Here is a 12,516-nt window from a genome sequence, read left to right as displayed (position 1 = left end):
GCATCGGCGGTTGGTTGAACATCAGGCCTGAGGCGTTTTACGGAAGCCGACCGCCAGGCGGTTCCAGCTGTTGATGGTGCTGATGGCGACGGTCAGGTCGACCATTTCCTTGGGCGTGAACTGCGCGCTGACCACTTCGTAGTCTTCGTCCGGGGCGTGGGTCAGGCTGAGTTGGGTCAGGGATTCGGTCCACAGCAGCGCAGCGCGTTCACGCTCGGTGAAAAACGGCGCCTCGCGCCAGGCCGTCACGGCAAACAGACGACGCGGGGTTTCGCCACCCTTGATCGCATCGGCGGTGTGCATGTCGATGCAGAAGGCACAGCCGTTGATCTGCGAAGCGCGCAGCTTGACCAGTTCAATCAGGTTTTTTTCCAGCGGCAGCTTCGACACTGCGGTTTCCAGGGCGATCATCGCCTTGAGGGCGTCGGGGCTGGCAGTGTAGAAATCGATACGGGATTGCATGACGTGCTCCAGGGCAAGTGGGTGTGTCGCTACGTTAGTCCCTCGACTGGTCTACACAAATAGCCAATATTCCAGAAGTCGAGGAGGCCACTGGCGTCGTCAGGGTCTTGGACGCGCTTGCCTGGCCTCCTTCACACCCGATTGCGCAACCACCGCAGAAAGCCCTTTTTCTCTACCGCCACCGGCAACTCCTGAGTCAGGATTTTCGCTTTTTGCAGCCGGTAATCGAGCAAGGCCTTCATCGCATCGTTGATGTCGTGACGGGCATCCAGGCACGGCTTGAGGTAGGACTTTTCGATGCGGTACAGGCCGCAGAATGTCTTGGCGGTAAACTGCGCAGGCAGCGCGCTGTCGGTGAGAATACCCGCCTCGCCGATCACCTCCCCCGGCCCCATGCGTCCGGATTCGTAGGGCGTTCCGTGGCGCATCAAGGTCACCGAGATCACGCCGGATTCGATAATGAACAAGTGATCGCTGACCTCCTCCGCTTCCAGGATCACCTCCCCGGCGCGAAAGGTTTGCAGGGTCATGTTCTGGCTGAACGTGTCTTTCTCTTCCTGACGCAGGGTGGAGAAAATCGGCGAGCTGTCCAGCAACGCCCGTTTGCGTGTCGAGTTGATCGGCGGGCTGGGTTCCACGCTCGACAGCAGGTTGACCCCGGATGCCTGCAAGTGCCGGTAGGCCAGGTCGTACAGCTGATTGCGCACCGAGCGTTTCTCGTCCATCGACGCGACAAACCCGCTGATTTCATAGACCACACCGGTGTTGCTGGCACTTTTGAGGCCGACGCTCGGCGAGGGTGTTTCCAGCAGAAAGCGGCAACCTTGCATGGCCCGCTCCAAGGCTTCGATCACCGTGTTCGGCCTCGCGTGGGGACTCACTTCCAGGGATACGGAGATACCGAACATGTCGTTCGGCCTGCTGAAATTGATGATCTTGGCCTTGGCCGCCAACGAGTTGGGAATCACCGCCATGCAGCCCTGAGAGGTCTGCAGGCGGGTGGCGCGCCAGTCGATGTCGGTCACCTTGCCCTCCATGCCGTCGATGGAGATGTAGTCATCCAGTTGATAGGGCTTGGTGGTGTTGAGGACGATCCCGGAGAACACGTCGCTGAGGGTACTTTGCAACGCCAGGCCGACGATGATCGCCAACGCGCCGGAGGTGGCCAGCACGCCCTTGACCGGCAGTTCCAGCACGTAGGCCAGGGCCGCAATCACCGCGATCAGGAAAATCACCGCGCCAAGCAAATCCTGGAGCAAGCGCCCGGTATGCCCGACCCGTTGCATCATTACCGCACCGATCAGCACGGTCAGGGTCCGCGCGCCGAACAACCACCAGCCGATCTGCAAGCCGGTGGCGGCCAGGTGCAGCGGCACGTTATCGGCCCAGGGCGGCGGCTCCATCGGGTTCAGGCCTTCGTTGAACAACAGGAGGCTGAACAACGAAAAAATCACCACCCGCATCAGCAGCCGCCAGGCACTGCCAGCGGTGCTGAGCAAGAACCACAACCCGAGATCGATCAGGATCAGCGCCATGGCGCAGATCAATGGGTGTTCAGTGAGCAATGACAACATCAAGCAACTCCATCCAGGGCCAATGACGCGAAGATCGCATGGATTGGCACTAGTGTAGGAGCAATTGATTTGGCTGGATGAACACGTCTGGCTGGACACACTGAAAAACCTGTGGGAGCGGGCTTGCTCGCGAATTCAGTGTGTCAGGCAACGTTTATGTTGTTTGACACACCGCTTTCGCGAGCAAGCCCGCTCCCACAGGGATCGTCGTAGCTGGACTATTTGCTGTTGGTCAGCGTGCTGTAGCTGGTCATCAGGTTGCGGTAGTCCGGAATATGGTTGGAGAACAGCGTGCCCAACCCTTCGATATCGTTGCGCCAGTCGCGGTGCAGTTCACAGGCCAGGCCGAACCAGGTCATCAATTGCGCGCCCTGGGCGGTCATGCGGCTCCATGCCGATTCGCGGGTCAGTTCGTTGAACGTGCCGGACGCGTCGGTGACCACGAACACATCAAAGCCTTCGGCCAGCGCCGACAGTGCCGGGAACGCCACGCAGACTTCGGTCACTACGCCGGCGATGATCAGTTGTTTCTTGCCGGTGGCCTTGATTGCCTTGACGAAGTCCTCGTTGTCCCAGGCGTTGATCTGGCCCGGGCGCGCGATGTACGGCGCGTCCGGGAACTGTGCCTTGAGCTCGGGCACCAGCGGGCCGTTGGGACCGGTTTCGAAACTGGTGGTGAGGATGGTCGGCAGCTTGAAGTACTTGGCCAGGTCGGCCAGCGCCAGCACATTGTTCTTGAAGCGATCAGGATCGATGTCGCGTACCAGTGATAGCAGGCCGGTCTGATGGTCCACCAGCAGAACGGCGGCGTTGTCCTTGTCCAGACGCTTGTAGGAAGTGGTCATTACAGTAATCCTCGCAGGTTATCGATGCCGATTGGAGATCGGCGTGGGGCAGCCGGTTAGCGCTGGGAATCCAGCGCCTCGTGTTCGTTCGCCACTTGCTGGGCCTTGAGGTAGCTCTCGATCAGCAATTGATAATGCGGCATGGCCTGGGCGTAGACAGCGGCCCACTGCTCGGCATCCGGACGGTTCCATGAGCCTTGCAGCTCAGAGAGCGTAGCCATGATGTCGATCGGCACCACCCCGGCCTGGGCCAAGCGGGCAACGGTCAGATCAGTGGCCAGTTTCGAGTGGTTGCCGGACGCGTCGACCACCGCAAACACCTTGTAGCCTTCATGCACGGCGGCGATGGACGGGAACGCCAGGCACACGCTGGTCAGGGTGCCGGCGATCACCAGGGTTTTCTTGCCGGTGGCTTTGACCGCCGCGTGAAACTCCGGGTTGTCCCAGGCATTGATTTCGCCTTTGCGCGCCACGTATTGCGCATGGGGTGCGGCCTCGTGGATTTCCGGAATCAACGGCCCGTTCGGTCCTTGTGGAACCGAGGCAGTGGTAATCACCGGCATCTTCAGCAAGGTTGCAGCCTTGGCCAGGGCTATGGCGTTGGCGCGCAGTTGCGGCACGTCCATGTCCTTGACGATCTGGAACAGTCCGCTCTGGTGATCGATCAACAGCATCGCGCTGTCGTTGGGATCGATGGTCGGTTTCTGGCCGTTGAAGTTGGCCGCGTAGACAGTACTCATGTGCGTTTCCTCTTTCTTTTGGGCAACAGCCATCCCTGGCCTGAAAACCGGCCTACTCATCCTGTGTAGAGTCGGGTGTTAAAGCGCTGCGAATTAAGCGTGCATCTGGCCGAAGCGACCGGACTGGAAGTCGGCGAAGGCCTGGTGGATTTCTTGCTCGGTGTTCATCACGAACGGCCCGTGACCGACGATCGGCTCGTCGATCGGCTCGCCGCTGAGCAACAACACCACCGCGTCTTCGCTGGCTTCGAGGGTCATCTGATCGCCCTTGCGATCGAACAGGGCCAATTGCCCCTGGCGCACCGGTTCCAGGCCATTGACCTGAACCGTGCCACGCAAAACCACCAGTGCGGTGTTGCGCCCTTCATGCAGGTCCAAGGTGAGCGACTTGCCGGCATTCAAACGAATGTCCCACAGGTCGACCGGGGTAAAGGTGCGTGCCGGGCCCTTGTGGCCGTCGAACGCACCGGCGATCAGGCGCAGGCTGCCGGCGTTGTCCTTCAAGGCGATGCTCGGGATGTCAGCATCGAGAATCGTCTGGTAGCCGGGGTCGGCCATTTTGTCCCTGGCCGGCAGGTTGACCCACAGTTGCACCATCTCCAGGGTGCCGCCGCTTTTGGCGAAACCGTCGGAGTGAAACTCTTCGTGCAGGATCCCCGAAGCAGCGGTCATCCATTGCACATCGCCGGGGCCGATCTTGCCGCCGCTGCCGGTGGAATCCCGGTGCTCCAGTTCGCCCTTGTAAACGATAGTCACGGTTTCAAAACCACGATGAGGATGCTGACCAACGCCACGTCGTTCGGTGGTCGGGGTGAATTCAGCGGGGCCGGCGTGATCGAGCAACAGGAACGGACTGATGTGTTTGCCCAGGTTGTCGTAGGAAAACAGCGTGCGAACCGGAAAACCGTCGCCAACCCAATGGGTCCGTGGACTGGTGTAGATACCGATGATGTTTTTCATGGTGTCTCCTGATGAGGGGGGTGAAGCCATGGACAAAGCTTAAAACCGTGACCTTTGCTGCGCTAGACTGCAAAAATCAGCTTTAGCGTTCTATTTGGAGAACGATGGTGGAAGACCTCAACACCCTCTACTACTTCACCCAGGTGGTGGAGCATCACGGTTTCGCCGCGGCCGGCCGGGCACTGGACATGCCCAAGTCGAAGCTCAGCCGACGCATTGCCGAGCTTGAAGAACGCCTCGGCGTGCGCCTGCTGCACCGCACCAGCCGGCATTGTTCACTGACGGAAATCGGCCAGGCCTATTACCAGCGCTGCCTGGCCATGCGGGTGGAGGCGGAAAGCGCCGCCGAACTGATCGAGCGCAACCGCTCCGAGCCTCAGGGCATGGTGCGTATCAGTTGCCCGACGGCGCTGCTCAACACCTGGGTCGGGCCGATGCTGACCCGTTACATGCTCAAGTACCCGTTGGTGGAGGTGTTCATCGAGAGCACCAACCGCCGGGTCGACCTGATTCACGAAGGCTTCGACATTGCCCTGCGGGTACGCTTTCCACCGCTGGAAAACACCGACATGGTGATGAAGGTGCTGGGCAACAGCACCCAGAGCGTGGTCGGCAGCCCGGCCTTTCTATCGCGCCTGTCGACACCGGCCTCCCCGGCCGACCTCAGCGGCCTGCCGAGCCTGCACTGGGGCGCGGCGCAGCGCGAATATCAGTGGGAACTGTTCGGCGCCGATGGCAGCACGGCGATGATCCGGCATGCACCGCGCATGGTCACCGATGACCTGTTGGCCTTGCGCCATGCGGCGGTCGCCGGGATCGGCATCGTGCACCTGCCCAGCGTGGTGGTGCGCGATGAAATCGCTGCCGGGCAACTGGTGGAACTGGTGCCGGGCTGGGCACCGAAGAGCGGTGTGATCCATGCGATCTTCCCCTCGCGTCGGGGGTTGCTGCCGTCGGTGCGCACGCTGATCGATTTTCTCGGGGAGGAATTCAGCCGCAGTGATATTGCTTAGGGGCAGCGGCAAGTTTTGAGCGGCAAGCAGCAAGCTGATTGGGGGTAGCGGAGATTTTATTTCGGGCATAATATTAAGTTTGATTACGCCCATAATATTGAGCCCACCGAGGACTCCGTCATGCAAAGCCCCAACCGCGACGCCACCCTCGCCCAATGGATCGCCCAGGAACAGGCCATGCGCGCCCGCCTTGCCGGGCCCGGTAGTCTGTCCATGGCCGAGGTCAGCGCGTTGTCCCCCGCCGAGTTTTTCGAAGGCATCGGCAACGGCGAATTGCCCTCCCCGCCGATTGGCACGCTGATGGATTTCATCCCCATCGAATGGTCGGCCGGGCTGTTCATCTTCCAGGGCACGCCGGATGCCCGGCACTACAACCCGCTGGGCACGGTCCACGGCGGTTATGCCGCGACCCTGCTGGATTCATGCATGGGTTGCGCGGTCCATACGCAACTGAAAAAAGGCCAGGGCTACACCACGCTGGACCTGCGCATCAGCTACGTTCGCGCGTTGAACAACGCCAGTGGACCGGTGCGTGCCGAGGGCAAGATTGTGCACTTGGGTCGCTCGACGGCGCTGGCCGAGGGGCGGATTTATGATGTGGATGGGCGGTTGTATGCGACGGGGACCACCACTTGCATGATTCTTGAACCTCGGGGGTAAGGCTTTAGACCGAGTCGCGGCCATCGCTGGCAAGCCAGCTCCTACAGGGTTTGCGCAAACCTTGTGGGAGCTGGCTTGCCAGCGAAGGCGTCGGATCAGACACCATCCCCCCACCAGCCTGCCGATGATTCGTGATTTGCGGTAAACATTGCTTTGCCGCTCCAGCGGTTTTTCTCACGGATGCAGGCGCGGATACTGCCGCCCATTCCCACTGCAACCTCTGGAGTCATCAATGTCCATTCCCGCCTTCGGCCTGGGTACGTTTCGCTTGCAAGGCCAGGTGGTCATCGATTCGGTGAGCACCGCCCTGGCGCTCGGTTACCGGGTGATCGATACCGCACAAATCTACGAGAACGAAGCCGAGGTCGGCGAGGCTATCGCCGCCAGCGGCATCGCCCGGCAAGACCTGTTCATCACCAGCAAGATCTGGGTCGCCAACCTGGCCGGTGATCGACTGATCGACAGCCTGAAGGAAAGCCTGGACAAACTGCAGACTGATTACCTGGACCTGACCCTGATCCACTGGCCGTCGCCGGACGATCAAGTGCCTGTCGCAGCGTTCATGGGCGCCCTGCTCGAAGCCAAACGCATGGGCCTGACCCGGCAGATCGGCGTGTCCAACTTCACCCTCGACCTGATGAAACAGGCGATAGCGGCCATCGGCGCCGAGCACATCGCTACGAACCAGATCGAACTGCACCCGTACCTGCAAAACCGCAATGTCGTCGCGTTCGCGCAGAGCCAGGGCATTGGCATCACGTCCTACATGACCCTGGCGTACGGTGAAGTCCTCAAGGACCCGCTCATCCAGCAGATCGCCGAACGCCTGCAAGCGACGCCGGCTCAGGTCACCCTGGCGTGGGCCATGCAATCGGGTTACTCGGTGATCCCGTCGTCCACTCGCCGGGCCAACCTGGAAAGCAACCTGAAGGCTCGCGAACTGACCTTGAGCGAGGCCGACATGGCCTTGATCGCAACACTGGACCGCGGCCACCGTTTGACCAGCCCCAAAGGCATCGCACCGGACTGGGATTGATCCTCAATCCTGCTCGAGACGCTGGTCCAGGCGGGCCATGGCTTGCTGCAACTGGTCGACAGCGGCGTCGATCAGTGCCGCGCGGCCGTCATTGCACGCCCGCTCCAGTTGTTCGCAACACTCGACCAGGCCAAGCGCTCGCACCATCAGCGCCCCGCCCTTGATCCGGTGTGCGAGTGTCTGCAAACCCGGGCGATTGCCGCTGGTGTGCAAGGCCAGCAAATGCACGCGGTCCTCGCGGTTGGTCAGCGCCAGATCGTGCAGCAGTTGATCGATCAGCTCAGGATCCGATTCCGCATAGCGCTCCAGTCCGCTCAAGTCGAACCCGGCCAAACCTGGATCGTCATTTGCCGCCGGGGGAGCGCTGGAAAACCGCTGGGCCAGCCACGCCTGCAAATCCACCAGGCGAATGGGCTTGAACAGGCAATCGTCCATGCCCGCCGCCTGACACCGGGCTTTCTCCTCGGCCTGCGCATTGGCGGTAAAGCCCAGGATCAGCGTCGGCGACAGCCCCTGCAGCCGCTCTTGCTCACGTATCGCGCCCGCCAATTCATAACCACTGAGCACCGGCATGTTGCAGTCGGTAATGACCAGTTCGAAACTCTGTTCGGAACGCTGTCCGCGCCACTGTTCAAGCCCCTGCGCCCCGTCCTCTGCCAGCACCACACTGTGGCCCAGATAGCTCAGCTGCCGTGAGAGCAGCAGGCGATTGGCCGGGTAATCGTCGACCACCAGGATCGACAACGCCCGGGTCGTGAGTTGCGCCGAGTCCTGGGGCATCCCCCCCGCGGGCAACGCTTGCAGGGCGGGCAGCACCAGGCGGATGTCCACCCGCGTGCCGCGCCCAGGCTCACTGTCGAGATGCAACTGCCCGCCCATCATTTCGCACAGGGTACGACTGATCACCAGGCCCAGGCCGGACCCTTGTCGGGCGGTCTGCTGATTGTTATCGGCCTGCACGAACGGGCTGAACAGGCGTTGCTGGTCGAAAGCGCTGATACCGATGCCGCTGTCCTCGATCCGTACGCTGACGGCCAGATGCGCCGGCGCTTGCGGCCGCGCTCGCAGTGTCAGGCTCACCTGGCCTTCACGGGTGAACTTGATGGCGTTGCTCAGCAGATTGGACAGCACTTGTTTGAAGCGCACGGGATCGAGCATCACATCACGGTCACTGTGTTCGGCGAGCTCGACCCGCCATTGCAGATTCTTCTGAATCGCCAGCCCTTCGAAAACCCGGCAGACCGATGTCACCAGCGCATGCAGGTTGACCCGCTCCGGCGCCAACGACAAATGCCCCGATTCGATCCGGGCGACGTCCAGAATGTCGCCGATCAAATCCAGCAATTGCTGCCCGGCGTTGGACGCCACCTCGATGGCGGCGCGATCGGTCACCCCTTCATCGGCCCGCTTCAGCGCCAGTTCGAGCATGCCGATCAAGGCGTTCATCGGCGTGCGGATTTCATGGCTCATGGTGGCCAGGAACGTGGTCTTGGCCCGGTTGGCGTCGTCCGCCGCGTCCTTGGCTTCCTGCAATTGCCCGAGCAATTGCTGACGCTGGCGAATCTGCCGCCGTTGCCAGACGATCCCGGCCAACGCGAGCAACAGCAAGACACCCGCCAGCGCAAACGCCTGCACGATCGCCTGCCGGTGTCGCAGCCAGTAACTCTGCTCGACCATCGAGTCATACCGCCAGGGTTGAGTCAGCTCGTCGATTTCTTCGGGCGGGATGCTGAGCAGCGCCTTGTCCAGGATCGAATGCAGCTCAGTGGCCTCGCGACTGGTCGCCAGTGTGCTGCGGGCGGGGTCGGTGCCCACGGTGCTGGTCACTTGCAGGCGATCGCGATACTGCCGGGAAATCAGGTAACGGGCGCTGATCAACGAGTTGATGCCGCCGTGGGCCTTGCCCTGGGCGACCATTTCCATGGCGTCCGTCGACAGTGGCGCATCCACCAGCAGGATCTGCGGGTAATGCTTGCGAAGGTACTCACCGGCAATGTTGCCCTGGGTCAGCGCCAGGGCTTTTCCCGCCATGTCATCCAGCGTCCTGGGGCTGTCCGCGGCCGCGCGGGTCACCAGCACCGACGGGCTGCTCAGAAACGCCCGGGTGAACAGCAGTTCATCTTCACGCTGGGAACTGAGGCCGATACCGGCCAGCACATCGATCTGTCCATTCCTGATGCCGGTCATCATCTCGGCCACCGACTTCATGCCGCGGATGTCAAATTGCAGGCCGGTGCGCACACTGATTTTCGCCAGCACATCGACACCGATGCCGCGAAACTTGCCTTCGCTGTCGATAAATGAAATCGGCGGGATATTTTCGTTGATCGCGACCCTCACCCGCGGGTGGCGCTCGAGCCAGAGCTGTTCGGCCACGCTCAATTGCAATGACGGGGTGCCGGGGATAGACACCCCGTTTGCCCCCCAACGACGCAGGATGTTCATTTGTTTATTGGTGGTGATGGCCGCCAGCGCCTTGTTGACGATGCGCAACAGCGAATCGTTGTCGCGCGCCATTGCAAAGGCAAAACGACCGGACTCCATGGGCGAGAAGTCGGTCAGTTGCACGTTGTTCAGGTAGTTCTTGCTGATCAGATAATGGGCATTGATCGCATCGCCCAGGTAGACATCGGCCTGGCCGAAAGCCACGGCCCCCATCGCCGCCAGTGTCGAGGGAAACGGCTGGACCTGCGCCCTGGAATAGAACTGTTGCACGCTGTATTCGGGCAAGTAGTGATACAGCATCACCAACCGCTTGCCGGCCAGAGTCGGGTCAAGCACCGGAGGGAAATCGGTACGCGTGACCAGCACCGGCTGATCGACCGCATACGCACTGGACATCTGTAGCTGAGGGTCCTCGGCTTCAAATCGATTGGCCGTTCCCAGCAGGTCCGCCCGTCCTTCCTTGATGGCCTGCACCGCGTCGGCTCGCGACGGATAACGTTGCACCTCTACGACGACGTTCAACAATTGTTCGAGCAACCCGGCGTAATCGGCTGTCAGGCCTTCGAACACCTTGCCCGCCGTATTGAACTCGAAGGGCGGATAGTCCGGCGCCGAGACAGCCAGCACCAATCGGCCCTTTTGCTGCAGCCAGCGCAACTCGGTGTCCGACAACCCGGCGCTCAGGCCTTCGGCACTCGAGCGTCCCAACAAGGTCAACGACTGTTGCGCACAGACAGTCGATGCCCAGAGAAGAAGGCCCGTCAGCACCCAACCCGCCAGCCGTCGGAGTACGTTCATTCAGATCAGTTGATTGCGCAGGGCGAAATCCCTCAAGTGCACCGACGAGCTCATGTTGAGCTTGAGGGTGAGTCGGGTCTTGTAGGTACTGACGGTCTTGTAGCTCAGGTGCATGATCTCGGCGATTTCCAGGTTTTTCGAACCCCGGGCCAGGTACTGCAGAATGGTCAGTTCACGATTGGAGAGCTTGTCGATCAACTGCTTTTCACTGCGTTGCAACTCCCCCATCGCCACGGAACTCGAAGGGAGCTGGGCGAAATAGGTGTAGCCGGCCATCACCGAATTCACCGCCGCCTTCAGGTCATCCAGGTCCTTGCTCTTGGACACATAGGCCACAGCCCCGGCACGCATGCAGCGGTCCTGATAAAACTGCGCCTCAAGCGAAGTGAACACCACCACGCGACATCGGGTGTTTTCGGCCTTGATGCGATCCATCACCTCAAGCCCCGCCACACCGGGAAGGCCCAGATCAAGCAGCACGACATCCGGTTGATGCTCCCGGATCAACGACAGGACCTCGTCACCCCGGGAGGCCTCGTAAATCTGCTTGAATCCTTCGCCCTTGAGTACGAGTTTGATCATGGAGCGAACCACCGGATGATCTTCCACAATCAGTGCTGACTTCATGACAACTCCCGTGCAAAACAACACGATCGGGCAAAAAATGCCCTCCAGGCACCCCAGCAGCTGGGCACAACGCTGCGCATAGACTTTTGCATGGAAGGCTGGAAAGAACTACCTGACAGAAATGACAGTTCCGACGAACGGTACCCCACAATCAATGACGCTCATCAACTGCGCAATCGACGCCAGGTCAGGCAGAGCGGCCTGGCTGACCTGGACCTTGCCCGCGATGGGCGGCACCGGCGCCTGCTGGTCATTGAAGATAAACCCGTAATGAACCTGCGGGTTGTCGGCCAGGAAACTGAACAGATCCAGCCCTTCGCTGGCCATCGCCCCATTCACGACCACCAGGTCCAGAGGCTCGCCAGCGTATTCCACCAGTGGAAGGAGCTCGTCGAGGCTGTGCACCGGCGCCACCCGAAAGTAGCCGAGCTGGTTGAACAGCCGCTCGATCCGCAAGCGATTGAAGTGCTGCGCATCGGCGATCAGGATGCGCAAGGATTTATCCGGCAAGGTGACCTCCAAAAGGATGTCGGTTTCAAGAGGTCGCAAAGCCTACGGAAGACCCTCCTAGGTTTATGTAGGAATATTCCTAAATAAATGCCGGCTAGTCTGACGCTTGCCAGGGAAACCTTGGCCTTCATTCCGTAGTACTCGGACTCCAGAACGCCTGCACCACCAGGGTCGAGGTCGATATCCGTGCCACCAGGGCATCGAGCTCATCACCGTCAACCGAGGTGGTCGCGAGGGTGGCTTCGATTTCAATTTCATCCGTGCCGAAGGCATGCACATCGACATCGCTGGCCGGGTAGTTGCTGCGCTCCAGCTCGGCTTCGAGCAAGGCCAGCACGGTTTTTTGCTGCGTACGCCGGGCGATGACATAGACGATGTTGGTGACTTCCGCCGAGATCACATCCAGCGGCTGACGGTTGATGTTGTTGACGATCGGCCGCAGCAAGGTGTTGGCCGCGAGCACGAACAGCGTGCCGAGCAAGGCCTCGGCCAGCAGGTCGGCACCGGCGCAGGCACCGACCGCCGCCGAGGTCCAGAGGGTGGCGGCCGTATTGAGGCCGCGCACATTCCCCTCTTCACGCATGATCACCCCGGCACCGAGAAAACCGATGCCGGAAACCACGTAGGCAACTACCCGCACGGCGCCGTCGGCACCGCCGAGCCGGTTGGCCATGTCGACGAAAATCGCCGCGCCCACCGCCACCAGCACGTTGGTACGCAGGCCGGCGGTGCGCTGCCGGTACTGGCGCTCGAAACCGATCAGGCCACCGAGGATGAAGGCCGCGCTGAGGCTGACCAGGGTGTCGAGCAGAGAGGTCAGGTTGAGGTTGTTAAGTGCTTGCATGA

The 12,516-nt window shown here is 61.0% G+C and carries 12 protein-coding genes; 3 read left to right on the top strand and 9 right to left on the bottom strand.

What is annotated here, in order from left to right:
* Positions 1-21: 21 nt before the first annotated feature.
* The 5 genes from AB7M25_RS09545 to AB7M25_RS09525 form a co-directional block, all read right to left on the bottom strand.
* Positions 22-462 (bottom strand): carboxymuconolactone decarboxylase family protein, encoded by a 441-nt coding sequence (locus tag AB7M25_RS09545; RefSeq protein WP_104447976.1) that lies wholly within the window; start codon positions 460-462, stop codon positions 22-24.
* Positions 463-593: 131 nt separating this feature from the next.
* On the bottom strand, positions 594-2,036 hold the full coding sequence (locus AB7M25_RS09540; RefSeq protein ID WP_429383526.1) for a mechanosensitive ion channel domain-containing protein: 1,443 nt from the start codon (positions 2,034-2,036) through the stop codon (positions 594-596).
* Between the two features lie 218 nt (positions 2,037-2,254).
* A complete protein-coding gene (ycaC, locus tag AB7M25_RS09535; RefSeq protein WP_007977984.1) occupies positions 2,255-2,881 on the bottom strand; it encodes an isochorismate family cysteine hydrolase YcaC in 627 nt (208 codons plus the stop codon).
* Between the two features lie 56 nt (positions 2,882-2,937).
* Entirely contained in the window at positions 2,938-3,621 is a 684-nt protein-coding gene (locus tag AB7M25_RS09530) for an isochorismatase family protein (protein WP_007977982.1), read from the bottom strand.
* 93 nt (positions 3,622-3,714) lie between these two features.
* The gene (locus tag AB7M25_RS09525; protein ID WP_429383528.1) at positions 3,715-4,581 is read right to left on the bottom strand and encodes a pirin family protein; all 867 of its coding nucleotides are present in this window, start codon (positions 4,579-4,581) and stop codon (positions 3,715-3,717) included.
* Between the two features lie 104 nt (positions 4,582-4,685).
* Here AB7M25_RS09525 and AB7M25_RS09520 point away from each other — a divergent pair, with 104 nt between their 5' ends.
* From AB7M25_RS09520 to dkgB, 3 genes are all read left to right on the top strand, one after another.
* The gene (locus AB7M25_RS09520; RefSeq protein WP_095968029.1) at positions 4,686-5,594 is read left to right on the top strand and encodes a LysR family transcriptional regulator; all 909 of its coding nucleotides are present in this window, start codon (positions 4,686-4,688) and stop codon (positions 5,592-5,594) included.
* Between the two features lie 120 nt (positions 5,595-5,714).
* The gene (locus AB7M25_RS09515) at positions 5,715-6,254 is read left to right on the top strand and encodes a PaaI family thioesterase (protein WP_102699257.1); all 540 of its coding nucleotides are present in this window, start codon (positions 5,715-5,717) and stop codon (positions 6,252-6,254) included.
* Positions 6,255-6,486: 232 nt separating this feature from the next.
* Positions 6,487-7,290, top strand: a complete 804-nt coding sequence (gene dkgB / locus AB7M25_RS09510; protein WP_429561698.1) for a 2,5-didehydrogluconate reductase DkgB — start codon at positions 6,487-6,489, stop codon at positions 7,288-7,290.
* A gap of 3 nt (positions 7,291-7,293) precedes the next feature.
* On the opposite strand, the gene AB7M25_RS09505 is transcribed toward dkgB, so the two are convergent.
* The 4 genes from AB7M25_RS09505 to AB7M25_RS09490 form a co-directional block, all read right to left on the bottom strand.
* Complete coding sequence (locus AB7M25_RS09505; protein WP_454237208.1) at positions 7,294-10,533, bottom strand: transporter substrate-binding domain-containing protein; 3,240 nt, start codon at positions 10,531-10,533, stop codon at positions 7,294-7,296.
* Complete coding sequence (locus AB7M25_RS09500; RefSeq protein ID WP_429392394.1) at positions 10,534-11,160, bottom strand: response regulator; 627 nt, start codon at positions 11,158-11,160, stop codon at positions 10,534-10,536. It abuts the gene before it with no gap.
* Between the two features lie 108 nt (positions 11,161-11,268).
* The gene (locus tag AB7M25_RS09495) at positions 11,269-11,670 is read right to left on the bottom strand and encodes an ANTAR domain-containing protein (RefSeq protein WP_429383536.1); all 402 of its coding nucleotides are present in this window, start codon (positions 11,668-11,670) and stop codon (positions 11,269-11,271) included.
* Between the two features lie 127 nt (positions 11,671-11,797).
* Entirely contained in the window at positions 11,798-12,514 is a 717-nt protein-coding gene (locus AB7M25_RS09490) for an MgtC/SapB family protein (protein ID WP_104447983.1), read from the bottom strand.
* Positions 12,515-12,516 lie beyond the last annotated feature (2 nt).

This window comes from Pseudomonas sp. AP3_22 TE3818 (assembly GCF_053628995.1).
The sequence above is the reverse complement of the archived record's forward strand: the minus strand, read 5'-3'. Positions and strand labels throughout refer to the sequence as shown.